The sequence below is a fragment of the Enterococcus sp. AZ109 genome, from assembly GCF_051714625.1.
GTDB lineage: Bacteria > Bacillota > Bacilli > Lactobacillales > Enterococcaceae > Enterococcus_A.
The window spans coordinates 2,556,763-2,578,007 of record NZ_JBIOSF010000001.1; the positions used below are offsets into that span (position 1 = coordinate 2,556,763).

Consider the following 21,245-nt stretch of genomic DNA (forward strand, 5'->3'; position numbering starts at 1 on the left):
TTCGCTCACTTCTGTTCTGTAACAGATGATTTGTTAGTCTTAAAAAGAAATATTTAACTGTTGAGAAAAATCTTGTGTTTTAATAATTGTTACATTATTATAATTACATTAGGAGGATTAGAAATTCAGGTGGCTGTACTCTTTTAGTAAAGGAAAAAATGATATTTTAATTAGCAGTGTTCTTAGTTATAAGAAGGAGGTGCGTGCTTTTGGTGGAGGAGAGTGAAACGGAAATTCGTCAAAACGAAGATGGTGAAGTAATTCAAGAGAATCATGAAGAGAAAAAGGCAACGAAATCATTGCCGCAAAAAATTACTGGTTGGATAGCAATCGTTATTTGTCTGTTGCTGCTGCCAATTCTGATTGTCAATCTAGTGATTATCGTGAAAGGTAGCTTGAACCAAGATGAAATACCTACTGTAATGGGCTTTGCACCAATGGCCGTGGTCACCAATTCCATGAACACCGGTGAGCCGGATGCCATTCGTGCGGGCGACATGGTGGTTACTAGGAAGACCGATCCAGATACTTTGGAAGTCGGCGATATCATTATGTTCCAAAGTGGTCAGACAGCCGTTATTCACCGAATTGTCGCCTATGATCAAGAGACGGATACGTTCACTACAAAAGGTGACGCCAATGATACAGAAGATCTAGATCCAGTCGCAAAGGAACAGATCATCGGTAAGTTTATGCAGCGTGTACCAAGAGTGGGAGATTTCATCATGTTTTCACGGACGCCGTTAGGTATGTTGATTTGTATTGGGATTCCAATACTACTGTTTTTGGGATATGACTTTGTTGCCAAGCGAGTGACACGACGCAAGGAAGTTGAATCATAAATAAAGGGGAATTTGATTAAAGAAGGGAAGAAAAGAAATGAGTGACAAAAAGAAAACAATTACAGAACGCAAAAGTAATAAGTCTGTAAAAACCGCTGTTTTGTTGTTTGGTGCGGTCCTACTAACAACTAGTTTGTTAGGGGGCACGTTAGCGAAGTATGTGGGCGAAATTGGGACAGCTACTGATACGGCCAGAGTCGCACGTTGGGGAATTACACCTCAGGAGCAAACACTAGATTTATTTGATACAGCTTATGACCAAATACCAGGTAAACAAAATACAGTTGAGAATATTACGGACCCTTCAGACAACCAAAACCTGTTTGCGCCAGGGACTACCAAAAGTGTAATTGCTGAGCCGGTAATGGATGAGGATGAGTTAAATGCAGTTGAAACTGCTTTTCGATTAAGATATGCACCAAATGCCAATGGCGTATTTGGAACATACGTTGGTAATTGGAAAAGGTCTAATGACTCAGGTGAACAAGTAGATTGGTTACCTCTTCGCTTTAGCGTTTATTCCTATAATGAAGCTGAACAAGGTGCAGATAAATACACTACTCCGGTTTATGATGGTATCAATGCTATGGGTAAGGATGCTTTAACACCTGGTGGAGTAAATGGAGGAGATGTACAGCGTAATCGGTTGAACGAGGTATTAGAAGCTATTGAAAGCTCAGAAGTGATTTATCCTAGCGATACCTTAGAGGTGAAAAAAGAAAAATTAAAGAGAATGTCTGTGAAAATCGTGTGGGAATGGCCGTTTGAACGTCCTGAGCTATCGCCTAACGATGACGAACTTGCTGGAACAATTGCCATGGTAGATGGTTGGGATACTGTATTAGGTAATAGAGCAGCTAGCCTGGGATCAACAGATCCTAGCATGCCAAGATTCGAACTAACTATGAAATATACTGCAGTCCAAGTCGACTAATTTAATAAGATGTTTTGAGAAGCTGTTTTCAGCTTCTCAAAAGGTTGTCTATTTCAGGCAGCCTTTTGAGAAATTGAAAAAAGTAGAGGAGGAAAAATGATGGATAAACAATTGTGTTATCCAGCCAGCAAGATAAGTCGTCTGATCTTATTTGTTGCAGCCTTATTCCTCTTTTTTGTTGTACAACCGCAAGAGACTTATGGTGCAATTGAAGATTTCGTCTACGTAATCGATCAATACGGTGAGCGTTGGCGGCCAGGCGAAATGACTAATACTAATATCTTCGCAACGGTTATTGAAGACACGGTGGCGAATCCTGCTTTGAATGGCGAAAAAGTAATTGCGCCAGGGACAAGCGGAAATTATTCTTTTACTATTCATAATACCTATGAATATCCCATTGAGTATACAGTAATCGGCAGGGACCAAAATGTCGATGAGCTTCCCTTAGATTTTAAACTGCGGGTAGCCAATGGGCCGTGGATTACCCAAGGAGAGAACAGCTGGAATTTGTGGTCAACTACTTTTCCATTGAACTACAAGCGCACCCTTGAATCAGGAATGAGCGAAACCATCAACCTGCAATGGCAGTGGCCTTTTGAACGAAATCGCGACCCAGAGGATACGGATTATGGCGTATTGGCAACCACACGCGATTTAATTTATGAATTGTCATTAAATGTCGTCGTTGAATCGGACGAAGGAACTACTCCGACAAATGAGGACCCGGGAAATTCTGGGACAGTACCAGACACGAATGGGAATACTCCGGCTGATGGGGAGTCCTATATTGAACGAGCATCCTCTTTCTTTTCCGAAAGAAAATGGCGCAGCCTGCCGCAAACAGGAGAATCACTGGCAAAGGCGAGTATTGTCATCGGGTTTTTGATTGTATTTTTCGTATTTATTATTTGGCGACGCAAAGGACGACAGGATGAACAGGATAGTTAACCTATTAAAAAATATAACGATTGTTTTTTTGCTGCTGATTCTAGGATTTAATTTGTTCAGTTTGTATCAGCGAAGGATGAATGACGCGCGCTTTCCGATGGCTTTTGGCTATGGGTATGCCGTGGTAGCTTCTGGCAGTATGGAGCCGGCCTTGTCCTTAGGGGATTTAGTAGTGGTTCATCAAGAAGATACTTATAAGGTAGGCGACGTAATTACTTTTATCCAAGAGGAAGACACACGTACGACTACCCACCGAATCATAGCGATGGATACAGAACAATTTACCACCCAAGGAGATGCTAACAATGTGGCGGATGCCCCAATTGTGGCGGATCAGATTTTTGGACGGGTGGTCTTTTCCTTACCGTGGATCGGCTATCTGATTCAATTTGTGACGACCCCGTTAGGAATACTAGTGGTTATCCTCTTATTTTTATTGATGTTTTATTATGATTCAAAAAAGATGGGAAAAGGAGTAGCTGAATGACTAAACACAACTTCAAAAAAGTGATCGCTAATATACGTGCTAACTCTTTCAGGTATCTTTTTCTGCTGGCTTGTTTAACTTGTGCCAGTATTGGTTGGACTAGTGCAAGGTATACGACAGATATTCATGCTAGCCCCGACAGTGCCAGAACAGCCCAGTTTTCCTACAAGATTGATAGTACCGTTCATAAAATCAATCAAGCGGAGGATGTGCTCGAGACCTATGATCTTAAGCCAGAATCGTGGCAATCCACTTCAAGAGTCTTCCAATATAGTGTAAACACAGGCAATGGTGTAGAGGAAAAGGTGGCAGAAAAAGTACGAGTCGATTTCGCCATTACCTTAGAAACCGAAGTCGCTATCCGGCTCGCTATGGAAAAAGAAGTACCAGCTGACCGTCCCATGACAATCGAAAAGGTGGAACTGAAGGGACCGGGAATTGCCGAAACAAAGACGGGCGATCCCAACGATGTGACGATGCTTTCCCATGATGTTTATCCTAGTGAGCAACCACAAACTTATACTTTCTCAGTTACTATGAGAAACTCTGGCTTAGCGGACTACAACTGGGAGAACGATGAAGAGGGAAATCGAATCGGGTATCAAGCCGATCAGTACATGAATTTGGTACCTAGATTTACCCAAATTGATTAGGAGGAGATTTTTTGACACGCAACAAGACCATTTTAGCGATGCTTGTTTTAGTCCTAATCACAGCGTCTAGCTATACATTGGCGAAAATTACGGAGCAGCAAACTTACGTGATCAGTGTGAATGATGCGAAATATGATAAGATGGAACCTCCAGAGAAGCCTAGCCAACCATCCGGTGAAGAGGCACTGATTGAAGAAGAGCCGGAAGTTCAACAGGAAACAGCTGTTGAAGAAATTGTTGGAGCGCCTAGTGAAGAAATTACCGATGACTTGGCAGTTGGCGCAACGGTCCCACTAACACCACAAGTTGTATTCGAGGCGGAATCACCAGTTAACGAGCCGCAAGAATTGTTCCTACCGGATGAGGGGATCTACGCAATTCAGCTCTACGGTGAGGCTGCGGATGAAGCGGCTGCAGGCTATCTAGTAGGTTACTTGACCTATACAACAGACCAAGTGCTGACTTACCAGCTAGGTGCAGTGAGTGAGGACCTGCTGGAAGAACCAGCAGACCAAAGTGGAAAAGAACTAGATTTACCAAAAATTTCGCAACTGTTCGTAGCTGACAGCGATGAACCAATTATGCAGGTGGGTCCAACAGATGCGTTAATGGATGAAACGATTTTAACCGCTATTGCCGCAGACTCTCAGCTTCACGAGCAGCTCAGTCCAAAAGAGGAGCGCACCACAGGTAAAATGCTCGTGACCTATTTAGGACCGATTTCTGAAGCAGCACAGATGGAAACATTGAATCAAACCCATTAGAAAGAATCAAAAAGTATTCGTACTTTTTGGTTCTTTTTTTTGGAGCAGATCCATCTTTTAAAACTTACGTGTTCACGCAATCTTTCTTAAAACCTTGTCAAACCAACACCGGAAAGACCTTTCCATCCAGTTATAATGGACAAATAGCTTCTAGTCTTCTACGATAAGAACAATAAAACAAGAAGGAGCAACTAATGAAAATTGGCGAACAACTAAAAGAACATCGAACTAAATCCGAACTGACACAAGCCGAGGTAGCCGAGAAAATTTTTGTATCGGTGCGGTCGATTTCTAACTGGGAGAATGGGCGAAATATGCCGGATATTGAAAGCGTAATTCGGCTTGCGAAGTTTTATCAATTATCGTTGGATGAATTACTCTTGGAGGGATCAGATATGGTAGAAGAAATGAAAAAGCAAGAACAGGCACTAAGGTTCACGCAAATTCTATTTTTAGGAACTATGCTGACAGGTATTTTGCTGTTAGCTATTATCTATCTGATGCCTGAGAAAACTGCAAAGTGGCTGCAATTCACGATTATGGGGGCCTTCGCAACTAATTTGATCCCCATGGTTTATTTTCAAGTCAAGATTCGTAATCTAAAGGGACATCCGTATGATTGGGAGAAAGAAATGCGGCACAGCCGAATCGCTTCTTTGGTATTTGTCGTCCTGACGTTAATTTTTATCGCTTATTTATATACCCTATAATTCAAAAAACAGGGACAAAAGGTCGAAAAACTAGTTCATCCACTTTTTTTTACCATTTCCTCTATATTTTTCGAGTACTTTCCATTAAAATTATTAATGAAATGTTTCTTACTGGGGGATTATTGATGAAAAAAGGGCAAAAAATGATCGTTTATGGGTTGGTTGTAGCGATTCTTTTAGCAACAGGGATTACGGTGAAATTGGGTTTAGATCAGCGCAGCGCAGCACAGGATCAGGCGACGCGCTTACCATCAACAAATGCAGCTTCGGAGAATGAAGCCGAACTGCTAAAACAAGCAGACACAGAAGCTAAGCAATACGACTATGATGAAGCAATAAAGCTGCTGCAAGATTCAGAGAGTAAAGAGACGCAAGCGCAGGTTTTAGATTATGAACTGCAAAAAAAGGACTTGATAACGTGGTCTGATCCGACACTATTTCCTCATTTGTCGGTACAGCCGCTGGTAATTTCACCAGAGAAGGCATTTAGCGCAACAAAGAATTATCAAAGGAACAATTTGACGATTGATGAATTTAAACAGCTATTAAATGAATTGTATGAACGTGATTTTGTTTTGGTTCGTCTGTCCGATATGGTTAAAAAGCAAGACAATGGCGAATGGGAATTTGTGGGGGTGTCTTTACCTGACGGAAAAAAACCGTTGCTATTGTCTCAAGAAAATGTTTCTTATAATGAAGAGACCGCAGAAGCGGGGCTTTCCAGCAAGCTAGTAGTTGATCGGGACAATCGCGTGAAAAGCTGTTATCGGGACGGTGACAATGAATTAGCCGGCAACTACGATATGGTACCCTTAGTGGATCAATTTATCTGGCAGCATCCGGAATTTTCTTACCGTGGCTCAAAAGGAACCTTGGCAGTTACCGGAGCCGATGGTGTTTTTGGCTATGATGTTTCTGAGACGGGAACTGCAAAGGACATCGAACGAGCGACCGCTGTTGCCGATCGCTTGAAGGAGACGGGGTGGACCTTGGCTTCTTATTCGTGGGCACCGATTAATTTTAACTATTCTACCTTGGCGATCGTTCAACAAGATACGGTGCAATTTAAAGCTGATGTTGAACCGATCATTGGTGAAACGCCGCTGTTAATGTTTCCTGAAGGGTCCGATATCGGTACTTGGCAGCCTTACAATGAATGCAATCCATCTTATGTTTATTTGAAGGATGAAGGCTTTTCGATCTTTAGTCAACAAGATGCTACGCAGGAGTCTTGGGGTGAATTTACTCCAGCCTACTACCGAAATGCTCGAATCATGGTAACCGGTGCAGACTTGGCAGCTGGAAGTGCTTATTTAGCACCATTTATGGACACAGCCGATGTACTAGATGAAGAAGCAAGAGGAATATAAAAAGAAGGCTATGTGCCTTCTTTTTTCGTGTGGATAAGTGAAGATACCGGTATGGAGCGTAAATTTTCAGGGAGGGTTTCCGATTTGGTCGAGTTTGCGAAGCCTTTGTGGTATGGTAAGGAAAAATTTAATTTTCGTGAGTGGTAGGTTTGTTGAATGAACGCCGTCCGGCTTCCCAAACTAACTTTGTCGGTAATAAGCAAAAATAGGGAGAAACTTGAGGAGCAATTTATCCCTATTTTAGACTTATTACGTCAAAGCTGAACGAGTTTGAGAAGCCTTTGTGGTGCCATACATGGTTTTTCAGTAAAAATCATGTATAATAGCTAATGAGTGTATATGCACAGACCGAACTGTTACGGGGTCTGAGTAAGCGTAAAACTAATAGATAAAAAAATATAAGAGGTGGCTATTTTTGAGTACAATCAAAATGATCCCCTTCAGCGGTGTACGTGAAAATGGTAAAAACATGTACGTGGTTGAAGTGGATAACGATATTTTTGTCCTAGATTGCGGACTAAAGTATCCCGAAAACGAATTACTAGGAATTGATATTGTGATTCCTGACTTTACCTATCTAATCGAAAACGCAGATCGCGTGGCAGGTGTCTTCTTGACCCACGGACACGCAGATGCCATCGGGGCGTTGCCTTATTTAGTGTCGCAGATGAATGTTCCAGTTTTTGGAACGGAACTGACGATCGAATTGGCAAAATTGAACGTCAAAGACAACGACGACAGCAAGAAGTTCAACGACTTTCATGTGATTGATGAGCATACGGAGATTGACTTTGGCACTGCAAGCGTCAGCTTCTTCCGGACAACCCATACAATTCCTGATTCAGTCGGGATCAGCTTGAAAACCGATGAAGGCAACGTGGTTTACACGGGTGATTTCAAATTTGATCCAACGGCAATTCCTATGTATGCAACGGATTATCGCCGTTTAGCAGAAATTGGTTCAGAAGGCGTCTTGGCATTGTTCAGTTCTTCATCGAACGCTGAAAATGCGATCCAAGTTGCTTCAGAGCGGGACATTGCGGCAGAAGTATACGACACCATCAAATACTGGGAAGGTAGAATCATTGTTGCCTGTGTTGCCAGCAACCTGCAACGGGTACAACAAATTTTGAATGCTGCCAAAAAAGCCCAACGCAAAGTCGTTTTGACCGGACAAGACTTTGAACGAATCATTCGAACAGCGATGCGTTTAGGCAAACTGGAAGTACCAGAAGATTTGTTTGTCACTTTGAAGGAAATGAAGAAATACAAACCAGAAGAATTGATCATTTTAGAAACGGGTCGGATGGGCGAACCCATTAAGTCCTTGCAAAAAATGGCCAACGGTTCTCACCGCAACCTGCGAATTGAAGAAGGCGATTTGGTTTATATTACTACGACACCGACTACTGCAATGGAAACCACTGTTGCCAAAACCGAAGACATGGTCTATCGGGCAGGCGGTACCGTGAAGAATATTTCTGAGAATTTACGAGTTTCAGGTCATGCCAATCCTCGTGATTTACAAATGATGCTGAACTTTATGGAACCCACTTATTTCATCCCGGTTCAAGGGGAATACCGTCAGCTAGCAGCCCATGCTGATTTAGCCCATGAGCTAGGTATTGCTTATAAGAATATCTTTATCACTGGTCGTGGTGATGTGCTTGAGTACAAAAACAAGCATTTAAGTTCATCAGGCAGTGTACCAGCAGAAAACGTTATGATCGATGGTATCGGTGTAGGCGACATCGGCAACATTGTCTTACGTGACCGTAAAGTCTTGTCAGAAGATGGGATCTTTGTCATTGTGGTAACGATTGATCGCAAAGGCAAAAAGATCGTATCAGCCCCACAAATCACTTCTCGCGGCTTTGTCTATGTGAAAGCTAGCCGGGATTTAATGAAAGAAAGCAGCGACATCACCGAAGAAATCGTGGTGAAACACCTGCATTCCGATGATTTTGAGTGGAGTAAATTAAAACAAGACATTCGCGACAAGCTAAGCCGCTACTTATTCGAACAAACCAAGCGTCGTCCGGTGATCCTTCCAGTCATTATGGAAGCCAGCCAACGAAGAGGACGTCGGAAATAAACTTTTTAAACTTAGAGACAGCCAAACGTTGAAGCAGACGTTTGGTTGTTTTTCTGTGTCAAAAAGGTACTTCCATCTGTTTTTGCTTAATAAATGACCGATTTGGACAATTTTAAGTTTCTGGTCTAAACGATAGAATATAGCAAAACTCTTCCCAATCAAAATACGATAAGTAGGTTCATTCAATCGATAGATGTGAGCGACATCTTCGTGCAACTCTGGGAAAAATCGCAGAAGCTGAATCGAAGTGTAGATGGTGTACACATATTTTTTAATGGTGTCTTCTGGAAGCAGCAAGTCTGACTCCCACTCAGCAATGATGTCTCGAAGACTTTTCTTAAAGCTTTCGGCGTATTCAATAGTACACTGCTCGTTAATCTCCCCAGCCATATTTCCCAAACGCTTTCTTCATTTGTTCTTCCGTTAAGGTCTTACCAGCTTCAAACTCAGCAAAGCTTTCTTCAATCAGTTGTCGATCGTGTTCTTTAGCAATGTCCTGTGTATTTAGGACGTAATTGTCGCCATCTTTTGTGTACTCTACTACATCTCCAGCTTCTAATCCCCATTCTTTAGGAAAAATGGCCCCAACTGAATTGCCGATTTTTCGGATTTTAAGCTCACCCATAAAATTCAACTCCTACTCTTTTTCATCGGTTATAACACGTTATAACACAGGGTGGCATATTACTGCTCCTTTTTTTGCAAAACTTGTTATAATCACACTGATTAGAAAGGAAGTTTTTTATGGCGACTTATCAAGACGATCCATTAGTCCAAAAGAATCGCTGGTGGATTCTGGTATCGGTGGCTTTGTTTGCCTTTATGTCCACCTTGGATTCCAGTATTGTAAACATTGCATTACCAACGATTTCTAAAGATTTAAACGTCCCAATGAACGAAGCAGAATGGGTTGTGTCCATCTATTTGATAGTTGTTTGTGCCTGTTTACTTTTATTCGGGAAGATTGGCGACAGCTTTGGCAAGATTAAGGTCTATCGGATTGGGACGATTATTTTCACTGTAGGTTCTTTATTGTGCGGCTTTAATCATTCGCTGGAATTTTTACTGTTTGGTCGGGTGATTCAAGGCATTGGTGCCAGTATGACGATGGCAACTAATTCAGGAATAGCGACAGAAGTCTTTCCTATGAAGGAACGTGGCCGTGCATTAGGTTCAATTGGCGCATTCGTATCTCTGGGATCAATCGCAGGACCGGGTATTGGCGGTCTGATTTTATCACAATTTTCTTGGTCTTATATTTTCTGGATCAACGTACCAGTTGGAATTGCCACGATTTTAATCGGCGAAAAATTCCTACCGAAGGATATCACGATGTCTCGACGCAAGATTGACTTTGTCGGCTTCGGCGCTTTTGCGGTAACGATCATGAGTTTCTTTGGCAGTATCTTTATCGGACAGGAAATGGGCTATGGAAATCTCCTGCCGGTAGGCTTACTAGGACTAGCACTGATCGCTTTTCTCTTTTTCATCTATGTGGAAAAACGGAAAACCGATCCGTTGATTGTCTTCAGCATTTTCAAAAATAAAATGTTCACCATGAGTCTAATCACAGCAGTGTTGATTTTTTCTTCCAACTTTTTCGTGAACGTGGTGATCCCCTTTTATTTACAAAGTGCCCGCGGGCTTTCGGCTAGTTATTCTGGTTTGTTAATGATGGTGTTTCCTTTTTTGATGGTTATCGGATCACCCATCAGCGGGTATTTAACCGATAAAGTTGGTTCACCAATATTAGTGGTTACTGGCTTAGTGATGCTTTCAATCACTCAGATCATGTACATTTTCATGAATGAGACGACCCCGATTTGGTATTATGTTGTGGCTACCGCCATTATGGGCTTTGGGAATGCGCTGTTCCAGTCGCCAAACAATACCATGGTAATGAGTAGCGTCACCAAAGAAAATCTTGGCGTTGCCGGCAGCTTGAACTCATTTGCTCGTAATTTGGGGATGGTCATTGGAATTGCGTTGGCGACCACGATCCTATACAGCGGCATGAGTGCAGCCTACGGCGAGCGGGTAACTACCTATATTACTAATCGACCAGATGTATTTGTCTTTGGTATGCGGATCACGTTTATCGCATCCTTTGCCTTGTGTTTTGTGGCGCTGATCCTTTCTGCGGTTCGCTTTCGGAGGATGCGCAACACTCAGAAGTAACGACTATTTCTTCAGCACTCTATTCAGAGTGCTGTTTTTTTCAATAGTAAAGAAAGTATAATTTTTCCACAATTGAAAAGATTATAACAACAAGGTTGCTATGCTCCGGCTTCGCAAACTAGCTTGCCAGTTCCACTTAGGTTGCTAACTTCCTAATTTTGGACACTCTGTTTCCCAGTTTTTAGCTGGAAACTTCGATCAATTTGACCCAAATACTTCTTTGATTGAACCAAGTTCGATTGTTTTTCTGCCAAGCACCGCAAGGACCGTACTTGCAAGACTTGTGTTATGCTTACAAAGAATCAGCCTCTTATTTTAGATAAAATGACTGACTTACTATGAAAAAACAGGGGGAATAACATTGGCTAATCAGGTAGAAGACTATTTAACCAAACAAGGAATTTCTTTTACTGCGCATGAATTGCCAGTAGAAAGAGAAGATGGGACCGCCGTATTAACCGAGGAACCGGTCGATCATGATAAAATCTTTAAAACCTTAGTGATGAAAGGCAACAAAACAGGCGTGGTTATCGCAGTGGTGCCTCTAGATGCCCGCTTGGATTATAAAAAAGCGGCAAAAGCTACAGGAAACCGTAAGATTGGTTTGCCGCCAATGGATTTTGTCTTGGAGCATACCGGTTATGAGCATGGTGCGAACACGCCGATTGGTATTCGTTTAAACCATCCTGATTACTTAATTGTATTCGATGAAAGCATTCATAATTACGAACAAGTCATTATTTCTAGTGGCGAAATCGGTCGAGCAGTGGAACTAGCGTCCAGCGATTTAATCGAACTGTTACACCCGCAGATTGAAAGTTTATTGAAATAAATGAGAGAAGTTAGCTGATTCGTTGAAAAACTAGCAGTTGACTTCTTTTTTATTTGACCTTCTGTTATACTATAAAAGATAAAACTGTACCAATGAAAAAGGTGAAACAGGAGGGTTAGTTGTGGCAACTAAACATGATTTAATTTTGGAACATATTGAAAGTTTGCCGGTTGGTGAACGTATTTCGGTTCGAAGCATTGCAAAAAACTTAAGTGTCAGTGAGGGAACTGCGTATCGAGCGATTAAGGATGCTGAAAATATCGGGCTGGTTTCGACCATTCAGCGAGTGGGCACGATTCGGATCGAGCGTAAATTAAAGAAAAATATTGAGCGCTTAACGTTCGGTGAGGTTGTTAGGATCATTGAAGGCGACGTTCTCGGCGGTACAGCAGGTTTAGACAAGGATTTAAATAGATTTGTCATTGGTGCGATGACAGAAGAGGCAATGCAGCGCTACATTACACCGGGTTCTTTATTGATCGTCGGAAATCGGACGGGCGCACAAAGGCTAGCGTTGAAAGACGGAGCGGCTGTTTTAATTACTGGGGGCTTTGATACTGATCCGGAAATAGCAGAGTTAGCCGACGAATTAGAATTGCCCGTTCTGCGAACTACTTACGATTCCTTCACAGTTGCGACCATGATCAACCGGGCGTTAAGCGACCAGTTGATCAAAAAAGACATCATGCAAGTCAGTGACATCTATATGCCCTTGGAGAAGACCCAATACTTACAAGCAGGGGAGCCAATTTCCAGCTATCAAACCTTATCTGAAAAAACTGGACATTCCCGCTTCCCAGTCGTAAACAAAAACATGCGAGTGATGGGCATTGTAACAGCTAAAGATATTTTAGGCAAAGCCGACAATCAATTGTTGGATCGAGTAATGACACGCGAGCCGATTGTCGTGAAAACCAATATGAGCGTTGCTTCTGTCAGCCATCGAATGATTTGGGATGGTCTGGAAATGATGCCGGTGGTAGAAGATGATCTAACGTTACTTGGAATGGTCAGCCGACAAGATGTGATGAAAGCCATGCAGCTTGTGCAGCGTCAACCGCAAATGTCCAATACTATTTCTGATCAAATTGTGGGTGAGATTGTGATGGTGGATGCGGATCGTGAAGGCAATCCGTTAGAACATCCTTACTTCAAATTTGAAGTAAGTCCGCAAATGGTCAATAGTGTGGGGACAATTTCATTTGGTGTGTTAAGTGAGCTGTTGGCCAACGTTGCTCAACGCAGTTTGATGATCGACCAACGCCGCAATACCATAATTGAACAGATGAATCTACACTACCTGCGCCTGATCCAATTAGAAAGTGAAATTGAAATTCATACGAAAATCCTAGAATTTGGCCGGCGTTCTGCCAAATTAGATTTAGAAGTATACATTGACAATGTCATCGTGGCAAAAGCGCTCGTTGTTTGCCAGGTGATGGAGCGTTCATAGAAAGAGGCAAAACATGACAACAACCGAAAAAATTATCGCAGCAATCAAAGAATATGACCGCATCATTATTCACCGCCACCAACGACCTGATCCAGATGCGATTGGGTCACAAGTCGGGTTGGCAGAGGTGTTGCGCCACAATTTTCCTGACAAAGAAATTTACCAAGTCGGCGGATCAGTCGAAGGGTTAGAATTTCTAGCCAGCATGGAAACAATCGAAGATGCGTTGTACCAAGGTGCCTTAGTGATTGTTACCGACACGGCGAATTCTCCCCGAATCAGTGGCGATCGGTTTTCATTAGGGGATAAATTGATCAAAATCGATCACCATCCCAACGACGACCCATATGGTGATATTGTGTGGGTAAATACAAAAGCCAGCAGTTGTAGTGAAATGATTGCCGACTTCGCTTTTGAATACGACTTGGCATTAACACCCAACGCAGCCCGCTTATTGTACGGCGGAATCGTGGGGGATACAGGACGCTTCTTGTATCCAGCAACCACTTCTCATACGTTGCGCGTTGCAGCCAAATTAGTCGATCACCACTTCGATGCCACGAAGCTGAATCGGGAAATCGAACAAATTTCCTTGAAGGTCGCTCAGATGTCTGGGTATTTGTACCAGCACCTAGAAGTCGATGAAAACGGGGCTGCCCAAGTCATCTTGACCCAAGAAGTCATGAAAAAATATGATATTGTAGATTCTGAAACGTCTTCTTTGGTACCTCTACCAGGAGTCATCGACAATGTGCTGGCTTGGGGACTTTTTGTGGAACAACCTGAAGGCTATTATCGTGTCCGCCTGCGTTCAAAAGGACCAGTCATTAACGAATTAGCCAAACGTCACCACGGCGGCGGTCACCCGCTAGCCAGCGGCGCCAATGCCCGTGACGATAGCGAACGGGAAGAAATCTACCGTGAACTACAAGCAATGTGTGCCCAGTACCATCAAAAATAGTAGGAATTTGGAACTAGTCTTGCTAGCAATCATGCAAGGCTAGTTCGTTTTTGCAGAGAAAACTTGCGAAATAAGAAGGAATGCCCTTTTCAAAGGGTTATTTTTTCGCTAAAATAAGGCATCAAACAAAAAAGGAGACCAACCATGTCATTACCAAATTGCCCAATGTGTCAATCAGAATATACCTACGAGGATCGCGGAATGTTTATTTGTCCAGAGTGCGGCCATGAATGGAACGAAGAGGCAGCCGCTGAAGAAGGATTAGTTGTAAAAGATAGTAACGGCAACTTGCTTGAAGAAGGCGACAGCGTAACCGTGATCAAAGACTTAAAAGTCAAAGGGGCTTCAAATCCAATCAAACAAGGAACCAAAGTGAAAAATATCCGTTTAGTCGAAGGCGACCACAATATCGACTGTAAAGTAGATGGCTTTGGTCCCATGAAGCTGAAATCAGAATTCGTTAAAAAGCTCTAGAAAGAATCTTAGTGCGGTCTTCATACTTTTTTCATCGCTTTCTGTTACACTAATAGTAAGATAGTTTAAGATAGGGGAAATGTTTATGTATGGCCTTGGATACTATAATTTTTTTGATCCAACATTTCTTTTGGTTATCCTTGGATTAGTGATCAGTGGAGCTGCATCAGCTTATGTTAACTCCACCTTTCGCAAATATGACGAAATGCGTAGCCGCAACGGCTTAACCGGAACACGGGCTGCTCAATACATTTTACAAAGTCAAGGAATCAATGATGTTGGGGTTCAGCAAATTGCTGGGAATTTAACTGATAATTACAATAGCGGCAATAAAATGCTTAGCTTATCAGAAGCAACGGCACAGTCCACTTCGGTTGCGGCAATCGGTGTCGCTGCCCATGAAGTCGGACATGCGGTTCAGGATGCGAAGGGGTATCTCCCATTAAGAATCCGACACGCGATTGTCCCAGTTGCTAATTTTGGTTCAACGATTGCCTTTCCGTTGATTTTAATCGGTGTGTTTATGAGCTGGAATACCACCTTAATCAACATCGGTATCGCTGCGTTTTCTTTGGCATTGGTTTTCCAATTGGTGACTTTGCCAGTAGAATTTGATGCGTCTCGTCGGGCGTTAGCGATTCTAAGGGACGGCAATATGCTGGAAACAGATGAATTGCAAGCAGCTCGCAAAGTACTAACAGCAGCGGCTTTAACTTATGTGGCAGCTGCGTTAGCGACTTTCTTACAGCTGTTACGTTTGATCATGATATTCGGCGGCAATCGCAATCGAAACTAAAAAAAGCGGTAAATCTCCCAATTTTCGGAGGTTTACCGCTTTTTTATCTTTTTCTTTAGTAAATACGCTTTAAAATTGGTAAACGTATGATGTTTAGGTGTTTCATAGACACCAATTACATGAAAGCCTTTCTTAGCATAAAATTTCTTAGCAGGCTGGTTTTTGTCACTGACATAAAGGTAGAGATCTTTTTGCTGCTGTTGGGCTGCTTCTAACAACTGACTGGCAATTCCTTTCTGCCGAAAAGCTGGATCAACAAACAACTGCTGAATCAATAATCCCTCTAATGGTTGGGGTTCAAATAAATTATCCTTGGCTAATTTTTCCAGTAAGCCATCTTGGGCAATCAGTAAAAAACCGGCGATTTGCTTCTTTTCATCAACTGCCAGATAGACCTCTTTAGAAAGCTCAAAAGCTTCGCAATCAATGATGCCTTCACCATCGACAGTCGAAAGCTGCTGCAACCCATATTTTTTAGCTTGTTGATAGGTTGGATGAGTATTCGGGTACCGTTGAATCTGCATGAGAACCTCCTTTTTTTTGTTCCAGTATACCAAACAATCAAGTAAAAAGAGAGTTCTTATTATTGTTCGCCCTTAGAGTATGGTATGATTAAATTAGCAAATAAAGGAGCTGATACCCATGAAAAGAACAACGAAAATCAAGATCGGTGTAAGTGTCATTGCGGTAGCTGGCGTTGCCACAGCAGTGATTGCTTCGGGTAAAATTTTAGAGAAAGCACGTCATGCGTCGAATCGTCACAAAGTGAAAAAATTTGTGAATGACAAGTTCGACGGTAGCGACAAAATCATGTCTATCGTGGATAAATTGTCGGATGAAGATTTAGATAACCTGATGAACATCCTTGGAAAAATCAAGGACGGAAAAAAACGTGTATCAGTCTACGGAGATTCTATTAAAGAAACTACTGATGATTTAAAAGATAAGATCATGAACATGGTCGACAATGTAATCGATTAAAAACGAACGCCCATCAACCAAGCCTAGTTGATGGGCGTTTTTAGCTGCAATTTTAACGGGGCTTCGCTTTTTAACCAAGCTTTTTTAACGCTGAGCGAACCTGCAAAGTCCTTCTTAGGATGCTCTGCTATTCATCGGAGTCGTTTTCTTGCTTCAGCTGGTACATGAGCAGGCAATACTTCTTTCCAGCTGCGGATACTTTGCCCTTTAGCCACTAGCTCCAAATAGCGTCCAGCAGTAGGCATATACTCAGGTTGATAACAGATCTTTCTGGCTTGACCGCGGTCATTATAACTAGTCGCAATGTAAGCAGTTGAGGACGTGTTGGTGGCTAACTGAATGACCGGATTTATTTCTGCGGTTTTTACGTAAATTTTCTCTTCTCTAATCAAGGGATTCACGGAATCAGCGATCGCCGCCCATTCACTGGTTTGATTTTTTGTTAGGTTCGGTGCTATGACTAAAAAAACAGCTAGCAATAGGAGGATTGCGACAATGATTCGCTTGATTCTTTTCAACGTGATCCCTCCTTATTTATCTATCATACAAGTCTTGTTACCCGTTTGAATCAGTCATAAGTATGAAATTCTTCAAATTCCTGCTGACATGTACATAAAATATGCTAAAGTAAGAAACGAGGTGAAAAGCGTGGAACGAATCAGTTCATTTACAGAAGAAGAAAAAGCGTACTATATGCAAGAAGCGATCCTTGAAGCACAAAAAGCAGAAGCTGTGGCAGAAGTACCTATTGGCGCAATTATCGTCTATCAAAAAGAAATTATCGGCCGCGGGCATAACCTGCGAGAGCATAGTCAAGATGCCACCAGTCATGCTGAAATGTTTGCTATTCGAGAAGCCTGCAAAGATTTAGAAAGCTGGCGCTTAGAAGAATGCCAGCTGTTTGTTACGTTAGAGCCCTGTCCTATGTGCAGCGGCGCCATGATTTTGTCACGAATCGAAGAAGTTTATTTCGGCGCCTATGATCCCAAAGGAGGAACCGCAGGAACTTTGATGAATCTATTAACCGATGAGCGATTTAACCACCGGGCTTATGTAGAAGGTGGAATCTTAGAAGAAACCTGCGGCCAATTACTAACCAATTTCTTCCGTCAACTACGGGAAAAGAAAAAACAAATGAAAAAGACTAGCCAAGCTGACTAGAATTTGTTATACTAATTTTTGCCGAAAGGCTAGGACAATGTCGGGCTTGTGAATTGTGTCAGATCTGGAAGGAAGCAGCACTAAGCAGGATCCGGCATGTGTCTGAATTAAATCGCTTATCAGCAGGCTTTCGAGCCTGTTTTTTATTTGCCTAAAACCTAAAAGGGGCAGTAAAGGGGCAATCTCATTTTCCGTGTTTGTTGAGTTTTTCAACTATACTTGCCTTCGCTTTCTTAGTGACATGGGTGTAAATCTTCATTGTCGTGTCCATATCGGTGTGACCAACCCTTTCCATGATCGCTTTGATAGGAATGTTAAGCTCAGCTAAAAGCGATATGTGAGAATGCCGAAAAATATGACTAGACATCTTCTTGTTTATTTTTTTGTCACCAAGTTTGTCGTTCATAGTCTTGAGAGAATTATTGAATGAATTGATTTGTATAGGCTTGCCGGTTTTGCTAAGGAATAGATAACAAGTCTTTTTTCCGAATTTCAACTTATTCTCTAAAATTAATTCTTCAATGATTTCAACCGCTCGGTTCGAAAGATCAACTTCTCTATAAGATGCAGCCGTTTTTGGTAACTCCTTTGTCGCATTTTTATATCCGTTAGAGTAATCTAATGTACCCGTCACTTTAATAGATTTAGTATCAGCATCATAGTCCTCTAACGTCAGGCTGATAGTTTCTCCAGCGCGTAACCCGGTCAAATACATAAACTCAGCGAGTCTACCGTGATGCACGCTCTGAAAGGTGTCACAGTATACCTTCAATAGCTTATTCATCTCATTTTCTTCTAAATACTTTTCTTCCACTTTCTCATATATTTCTTTAGTTAGCGCAGGCTTAGGTATTTTTGCTCGATCTACAGGATTGCTACTAATCATTTCCATATCGACAGCGTAATCTAACGCCATCTTTAAGACACCCCGGAATTTCTTTTTATAACTATATGCTTGAGTAAGTTGGTCAAAAAAGTCCTGATAAAATTTGGCATCAGTATTTCTGACCAAAGCATCAGTATTGAGGTTTCCTCTGATGTATCTTAATATCTTCAAGTAATTTACTTTTGAAGAATTTCGTATGGTCTTCTCATGATACGACCACCAGGAATCGAGCAGTTGGCCTAGTGTCACATTTGTCTGCTCCTTCTGTTCTAACTTCAACTTTATTTTTTCTTGTAGCTCCATATTTGCTTGCTTTCTCGCTTGATTGGATTTACTTGTCAAAGTCACTGATACTTTTCTGACTTTTTCTGTGTACGGATCTTTGTACCTCTCAGAGTACTTGTAGCTTCCATTTTTTAATTCTTCTACCCACATATTAATGTTCAACTCCTTAATCAAATTCCATTTCAGATACACCATCACTAAAAGATTCGAGAAAATCGTTTTCATTCATGAAATCAATCCAAGTTTTTGCACCAGCCTTCATTGCTATCCTAGCACTCTTGATCTGTTCATAAGCTGCAGCCGCGACTTTATCCCACATTTCATCTGCAGCTCTTTCCATACGTGCGTCATTCCATTTTTTCCTTTTTTCTCACTCCTCCTACTATTACGATCATGTTGTAATACTAATGCTTTCTGCATATAGATTTCATAAGCATTAGTGCTCTCTAAAAACTCTTTGAATTCCAAATAGTTCATAAAAATACTCTCCTTTTTCTAATTTAATTATATATTTTGAATAAATGGAACTGCTTACAGGAACGTATGTTCTTTTGTTGGGTAAAAAAATAGTTACAATGATCCCTGGTTTGTAGCTAGATCATTTAAAAGTTCTTTTACTGCATGCTCATATTTTGGATTAAGATCATTAGACTCAATAAATTTCATATAGTTTACGTGCCGAAGATCGATGTCAGAAGCCGCCATGTACTTATCTAACAACTTCTTTATCATGTATTGTTCTGCTTCAGCTTCCATCTTTGATCGAAGTGTAAATGTTAAGTTATACAGGTGGTAATTATTATGGTGTTTGCATGCGTGTCCTAATTCGTGCAACAGAACACGCATTTCCTCCATTTCTGACATACCTTCTTTTAAAACAATTGTATTAGTAGCTGCTATATAATGTCCTGGTTTATCCATACCTGCGCGGTATAGTATCGTAACCTTTAAAGTATCAACAATTTTTCTTATGCGTCTATCCAACAAACTCACCTACTAGCCTTTCTTTTTTTCAAGATAGGCTTCGATAATTGCCTTTAAAATTTCTTTGTCGTTATCAGTTAGCGGTTCTCCATCATAACTCATTACTGAATCTAAAGCCTCCTCAACAGTTAAATCTTTTTTTATCCCATCAAGACTACCAGTTGGGTTATCTGTTCTGCCCAGTAGATAGTCAACCGAAACATTAAAAAAATCTGCAACTTTTTGCAAATCTGCTCCTTTTGGTTCGCTTGTTTTCCACTTATAAAAAATATTCTTGCTGAAACCTAACTCTTCCGCTACCTGTTGTAAGGTTAAATCTCTTTTTTGGGATAGTAATTTTATCCTCTCAAACACTACCAATTCAACAATCCTCCTTTAAATGGCAGAGAAAAATAATAAAAGTAGGGAAAAATGCTTGACCAAATTACCCAAACGTATTATCATTAACTCGTAACCTAATCCGTTACCAACAAAAAAGACATACTGGTGCCCTTGATTAAAATCGAAAACCCGTCTGCAAACGATTTTCATTGATTTTGAAAGGTGCCAGGGTTATTTCCTATGCCCCTATTTTATCCATACGGGTAAAAAAAGTCAATAGATTTTTATAAAAATAGGTAACGGAAATGGTTACGCTCGATAATTAAGTATAGAGGAGGGTAGAAAATGCCAGAAACAGCGATCCTTAGAGAAAAGATTTTGGAGTATAAGGAGGAGAATGATTTATCTTATAGGACTATGGCGTTGGTTATTGGTTCGAATAAACAAGAAGTATATTATGCGGTCACTGGAAAGAGAACTACAAAAAAATCTAATTTGCTTCTTACAAAATTGCTGAAAGCATACGGGATCAGTTAGGAGGGGGATTATGACTGACAAGATTGTTATTGCCGCTACGGTAGAAATACCACAGATGTGGATGTCCAAAGAAGAAGCCAAACAGTATTTTGGGTATAAAGAACATGAACCTACCTTTCAAAAACTTTTAGCAGAATTCAAGGAGCATCCTGATTATTGTGAAGGGTACCGTTTACCGACGTACAAGGTTCCAATCATTAGAATTGATTTGTTCGATAAGTTTTTAGAATGGAAACATAAGAACAAGTTTAAAAGAAACAAAGGAGCGTAGAAATGGAAGTTAAAGTAAAGACTTTGAGCGGTGGCGTGATCGTATTTAAAACTGATGAACCCTATATTCTCGCTGCAGTCGTCTTGAATTATACAAACCAAAGTACGTGGGTAAGAGTTAAGCTTTAGCATCTAAATAGAACGGAATAGGAGGACAGGTAAGATGTTACCAGTCAATAAAGTAACAATCCTTAACTTGATTACAAATCATGGCTACCGAAATCCGACTGGTGCTGTGGCATTGTTAAACATTGAACTGTTCGAATCTTTCATTAAACGGAACGAACTATCACGTTAAATACGAATTTTAGGAGGAACAA

Annotated in this window: 29 protein-coding genes and 1 other RNA gene; 22 read left to right on the forward strand and 8 right to left on the reverse strand. The window is 41.3% G+C overall.

Annotation, left to right across the window (positions count from 1 at the left end):
- The first annotated feature begins 212 nt into the window (after positions 1-212).
- From IGI42_RS12350 to IGI42_RS12390, 9 genes are all read left to right on the forward strand, one after another.
- A complete protein-coding gene (locus IGI42_RS12350; RefSeq protein WP_438717046.1) occupies positions 213-842 on the forward strand; it encodes a signal peptidase I in 630 nt (209 codons plus the stop codon).
- Between the two features lie 37 nt (positions 843-879).
- The gene (locus IGI42_RS12355; RefSeq protein WP_438716173.1) at positions 880-1,776 is read left to right on the forward strand and encodes a hypothetical protein; all 897 of its coding nucleotides are present in this window, start codon (positions 880-882) and stop codon (positions 1,774-1,776) included.
- 99 nt (positions 1,777-1,875) lie between these two features.
- Positions 1,876-2,727, forward strand: coding sequence for an LPXTG cell wall anchor domain-containing protein (locus IGI42_RS12360; protein WP_438716175.1), 852 nt, complete (start codon positions 1,876-1,878; stop codon positions 2,725-2,727).
- Positions 2,711-3,214 carry a signal peptidase I gene (locus tag IGI42_RS12365; protein WP_438716176.1) on the forward strand — a complete coding sequence of 168 codons (504 nt, stop codon included), beginning with the start codon at positions 2,711-2,713 and terminating at the stop codon, positions 3,212-3,214. The genes IGI42_RS12360 and IGI42_RS12365 overlap by 17 nt, the downstream gene beginning before the upstream one ends.
- A complete protein-coding gene (locus tag IGI42_RS12370; RefSeq protein ID WP_438716177.1) occupies positions 3,211-3,867 on the forward strand; it encodes a hypothetical protein in 657 nt (218 codons plus the stop codon). Before IGI42_RS12365 ends, IGI42_RS12370 begins: the two co-directional genes overlap by 4 nt.
- 11 nt (positions 3,868-3,878) lie before the next feature.
- On the forward strand, positions 3,879-4,631 hold the full coding sequence (locus tag IGI42_RS12375) for a hypothetical protein (protein WP_438716178.1): 753 nt from the start codon (positions 3,879-3,881) through the stop codon (positions 4,629-4,631).
- A gap of 194 nt (positions 4,632-4,825) precedes the next feature.
- Positions 4,826-5,341, forward strand: coding sequence for a helix-turn-helix domain-containing protein (locus IGI42_RS12380; RefSeq protein ID WP_438716179.1), 516 nt, complete (start codon positions 4,826-4,828; stop codon positions 5,339-5,341).
- Between the two features lie 125 nt (positions 5,342-5,466).
- Positions 5,467-6,711 (forward strand): hypothetical protein, encoded by a 1,245-nt coding sequence (locus tag IGI42_RS12385; protein WP_438716180.1) that lies wholly within the window; start codon positions 5,467-5,469, stop codon positions 6,709-6,711.
- Between the two features lie 415 nt (positions 6,712-7,126).
- The gene (locus IGI42_RS12390; RefSeq protein WP_438716181.1) at positions 7,127-8,806 is read left to right on the forward strand and encodes a ribonuclease J; all 1,680 of its coding nucleotides are present in this window, start codon (positions 7,127-7,129) and stop codon (positions 8,804-8,806) included.
- Here the strand turns inward: IGI42_RS12390 and IGI42_RS12395 are convergent.
- Positions 8,726-9,205, reverse strand: coding sequence for a hypothetical protein (locus IGI42_RS12395; protein WP_438716182.1), 480 nt, complete (start codon positions 9,203-9,205; stop codon positions 8,726-8,728). The two genes, IGI42_RS12390 and IGI42_RS12395, sit on opposite strands and share 81 nt — an antisense overlap.
- The gene (locus tag IGI42_RS12400; RefSeq protein ID WP_438716183.1) at positions 9,180-9,431 is read right to left on the reverse strand and encodes an AbrB/MazE/SpoVT family DNA-binding domain-containing protein; all 252 of its coding nucleotides are present in this window, start codon (positions 9,429-9,431) and stop codon (positions 9,180-9,182) included. Before IGI42_RS12400 ends, IGI42_RS12395 begins: the two co-directional genes overlap by 26 nt.
- 119 nt (positions 9,432-9,550) lie before the next feature.
- Here IGI42_RS12400 and IGI42_RS12405 point away from each other — a divergent pair, with 119 nt between their 5' ends.
- The 6 genes from IGI42_RS12405 to IGI42_RS12430 all read left to right on the forward strand — a co-directional run bounded on the left by IGI42_RS12405 (position 9,551) and on the right by IGI42_RS12430 (position 15,500).
- The gene (locus tag IGI42_RS12405) at positions 9,551-10,984 is read left to right on the forward strand and encodes an MFS transporter (RefSeq protein WP_438716184.1); all 1,434 of its coding nucleotides are present in this window, start codon (positions 9,551-9,553) and stop codon (positions 10,982-10,984) included.
- A gap of 361 nt (positions 10,985-11,345) precedes the next feature.
- Positions 11,346-11,816, forward strand: coding sequence for a YbaK/EbsC family protein (locus IGI42_RS12410; protein WP_438716185.1), 471 nt, complete (start codon positions 11,346-11,348; stop codon positions 11,814-11,816).
- 121 nt (positions 11,817-11,937) lie between these two features.
- The gene (locus tag IGI42_RS12415; RefSeq protein ID WP_438716186.1) at positions 11,938-13,269 is read left to right on the forward strand and encodes a DRTGG domain-containing protein; all 1,332 of its coding nucleotides are present in this window, start codon (positions 11,938-11,940) and stop codon (positions 13,267-13,269) included.
- Positions 13,270-13,282: 13 nt separating this feature from the next.
- Positions 13,283-14,230, forward strand: a complete 948-nt coding sequence (locus IGI42_RS12420; protein WP_438716187.1) for a DHH family phosphoesterase — start codon at positions 13,283-13,285, stop codon at positions 14,228-14,230.
- 144 nt (positions 14,231-14,374) lie between these two features.
- Positions 14,375-14,704, forward strand: coding sequence for a zinc ribbon domain-containing protein YjdM (locus IGI42_RS12425; protein ID WP_438716188.1), 330 nt, complete (start codon positions 14,375-14,377; stop codon positions 14,702-14,704).
- 85 nt (positions 14,705-14,789) lie between these two features.
- Positions 14,790-15,500: a zinc metallopeptidase gene (locus tag IGI42_RS12430; protein WP_438716189.1), complete on the forward strand. Its 711-nt coding sequence runs from the start codon at positions 14,790-14,792 to the stop codon at positions 15,498-15,500.
- Between the two features lie 32 nt (positions 15,501-15,532).
- Here the strand turns inward: IGI42_RS12430 and IGI42_RS12435 are convergent, their stop codons facing one another.
- Entirely contained in the window at positions 15,533-16,024 is a 492-nt protein-coding gene (locus tag IGI42_RS12435) for a GNAT family N-acetyltransferase (protein WP_438716190.1), read from the reverse strand.
- Between the two features lie 118 nt (positions 16,025-16,142).
- Between IGI42_RS12435 and IGI42_RS12440 the strand changes: the two genes are divergently transcribed.
- On the forward strand, positions 16,143-16,481 hold the full coding sequence (locus IGI42_RS12440; protein WP_438716191.1) for a hypothetical protein: 339 nt from the start codon (positions 16,143-16,145) through the stop codon (positions 16,479-16,481).
- 131 nt (positions 16,482-16,612) lie between these two features.
- Here the strand turns inward: IGI42_RS12440 and IGI42_RS12445 are convergent, their stop codons facing one another.
- Complete coding sequence (locus tag IGI42_RS12445) at positions 16,613-16,999, reverse strand: YxeA family protein (protein ID WP_438716192.1); 387 nt, start codon at positions 16,997-16,999, stop codon at positions 16,613-16,615.
- A gap of 130 nt (positions 17,000-17,129) precedes the next feature.
- Between IGI42_RS12445 and tadA the strand changes: the two genes are divergently transcribed.
- Together tadA and ffs are read left to right on the forward strand one after the other, a co-directional pair.
- Complete coding sequence (gene tadA / locus IGI42_RS12450) at positions 17,130-17,642, forward strand: tRNA adenosine(34) deaminase TadA (protein WP_438716193.1); 513 nt, start codon at positions 17,130-17,132, stop codon at positions 17,640-17,642.
- A 24-nt stretch (positions 17,643-17,666) separates the two neighbouring features.
- Positions 17,667-17,762: signal recognition particle sRNA small type (gene ffs / locus IGI42_RS12455), an RNA gene on the forward strand.
- Positions 17,763-17,826: 64 nt separating this feature from the next.
- On the opposite strand, the gene IGI42_RS12460 is transcribed toward ffs, so the two are convergent.
- From IGI42_RS12460 to IGI42_RS12475, 4 genes are all read right to left on the reverse strand, one after another.
- The gene (locus tag IGI42_RS12460; protein WP_438716194.1) at positions 17,827-18,963 is read right to left on the reverse strand and encodes a tyrosine-type recombinase/integrase; all 1,137 of its coding nucleotides are present in this window, start codon (positions 18,961-18,963) and stop codon (positions 17,827-17,829) included.
- A 16-nt stretch (positions 18,964-18,979) separates the two neighbouring features.
- On the reverse strand, positions 18,980-19,153 hold the full coding sequence (locus IGI42_RS12465) for a hypothetical protein (protein ID WP_438716195.1): 174 nt from the start codon (positions 19,151-19,153) through the stop codon (positions 18,980-18,982).
- Between the two features lie 230 nt (positions 19,154-19,383).
- Positions 19,384-19,806 carry an ImmA/IrrE family metallo-endopeptidase gene (locus IGI42_RS12470; RefSeq protein ID WP_438716196.1) on the reverse strand — a complete coding sequence of 141 codons (423 nt, stop codon included), beginning with the start codon at positions 19,804-19,806 and terminating at the stop codon, positions 19,384-19,386.
- Positions 19,807-19,809: 3 nt separating this feature from the next.
- Positions 19,810-20,157: a helix-turn-helix domain-containing protein gene (locus IGI42_RS12475; protein WP_438716197.1), complete on the reverse strand. Its 348-nt coding sequence runs from the start codon at positions 20,155-20,157 to the stop codon at positions 19,810-19,812.
- Positions 20,158-20,463: 306 nt separating this feature from the next.
- Here IGI42_RS12475 and IGI42_RS12480 point away from each other — a divergent pair, with 306 nt between their 5' ends.
- The 4 genes from IGI42_RS12480 to IGI42_RS12495 are packed head-to-tail and all read left to right on the forward strand — an operon-like array spanning position 20,464 to position 21,223.
- Complete coding sequence (locus IGI42_RS12480) at positions 20,464-20,655, forward strand: hypothetical protein (RefSeq protein WP_438716198.1); 192 nt, start codon at positions 20,464-20,466, stop codon at positions 20,653-20,655.
- A 10-nt stretch (positions 20,656-20,665) separates the two neighbouring features.
- Positions 20,666-20,926 carry a hypothetical protein gene (locus tag IGI42_RS12485; RefSeq protein WP_438716199.1) on the forward strand — a complete coding sequence of 87 codons (261 nt, stop codon included), beginning with the start codon at positions 20,666-20,668 and terminating at the stop codon, positions 20,924-20,926.
- A 2-nt stretch (positions 20,927-20,928) separates the two neighbouring features.
- The gene (locus IGI42_RS12490; RefSeq protein ID WP_438716200.1) at positions 20,929-21,054 is read left to right on the forward strand and encodes a hypothetical protein; all 126 of its coding nucleotides are present in this window, start codon (positions 20,929-20,931) and stop codon (positions 21,052-21,054) included.
- A gap of 34 nt (positions 21,055-21,088) precedes the next feature.
- The gene (locus IGI42_RS12495; protein WP_438716201.1) at positions 21,089-21,223 is read left to right on the forward strand and encodes a hypothetical protein; all 135 of its coding nucleotides are present in this window, start codon (positions 21,089-21,091) and stop codon (positions 21,221-21,223) included.
- Positions 21,224-21,245 lie beyond the last annotated feature (22 nt).

Coding starts and splice junctions, on each gene's coding strand:
- IGI42_RS12400 (WP_438716183.1), bottom strand. CDS start 9,431: ATGGGTGAGCTTAAAATCCGAAAAATCGGCAATTCAGTTGGGGCCATT.
- IGI42_RS12430 (WP_438716189.1), top strand. CDS start 14,790: ATGTATGGCCTTGGATACTATAATTTTTTTGATCCAACATTTCTTTTG.
- IGI42_RS12420 (WP_438716187.1), top strand. CDS start 13,283: ATGACAACAACCGAAAAAATTATCGCAGCAATCAAAGAATATGACCGC.
- IGI42_RS12365 (WP_438716176.1), top strand. CDS start 2,711: ATGAACAGGATAGTTAACCTATTAAAAAATATAACGATTGTTTTTTTG.
- IGI42_RS12355 (WP_438716173.1), top strand. CDS start 880: ATGAGTGACAAAAAGAAAACAATTACAGAACGCAAAAGTAATAAGTCT.
- IGI42_RS12360 (WP_438716175.1), top strand. CDS start 1,876: ATGGATAAACAATTGTGTTATCCAGCCAGCAAGATAAGTCGTCTGATC.
- IGI42_RS12435 (WP_438716190.1), bottom strand. CDS start 16,024: ATGCAGATTCAACGGTACCCGAATACTCATCCAACCTATCAACAAGCT.
- IGI42_RS12485 (WP_438716199.1), top strand. CDS start 20,666: ATGACTGACAAGATTGTTATTGCCGCTACGGTAGAAATACCACAGATG.
- IGI42_RS12405 (WP_438716184.1), top strand. CDS start 9,551: ATGGCGACTTATCAAGACGATCCATTAGTCCAAAAGAATCGCTGGTGG.
- IGI42_RS12385 (WP_438716180.1), top strand. CDS start 5,467: ATGAAAAAAGGGCAAAAAATGATCGTTTATGGGTTGGTTGTAGCGATT.
- IGI42_RS12490 (WP_438716200.1), top strand. CDS start 20,929: ATGGAAGTTAAAGTAAAGACTTTGAGCGGTGGCGTGATCGTATTTAAA.
- IGI42_RS12460 (WP_438716194.1), bottom strand. CDS start 18,963: ATGTGGGTAGAAGAATTAAAAAATGGAAGCTACAAGTACTCTGAGAGG.
- IGI42_RS12425 (WP_438716188.1), top strand. CDS start 14,375: ATGTCATTACCAAATTGCCCAATGTGTCAATCAGAATATACCTACGAG.
- IGI42_RS12465 (WP_438716195.1), bottom strand. CDS start 19,153: ATGGAAAGAGCTGCAGATGAAATGTGGGATAAAGTCGCGGCTGCAGCT.
- IGI42_RS12370 (WP_438716177.1), top strand. CDS start 3,211: ATGACTAAACACAACTTCAAAAAAGTGATCGCTAATATACGTGCTAAC.
- IGI42_RS12440 (WP_438716191.1), top strand. CDS start 16,143: ATGAAAAGAACAACGAAAATCAAGATCGGTGTAAGTGTCATTGCGGTA.
- IGI42_RS12495 (WP_438716201.1), top strand. CDS start 21,089: ATGTTACCAGTCAATAAAGTAACAATCCTTAACTTGATTACAAATCAT.
- IGI42_RS12380 (WP_438716179.1), top strand. CDS start 4,826: ATGAAAATTGGCGAACAACTAAAAGAACATCGAACTAAATCCGAACTG.
- IGI42_RS12480 (WP_438716198.1), top strand. CDS start 20,464: ATGCCAGAAACAGCGATCCTTAGAGAAAAGATTTTGGAGTATAAGGAG.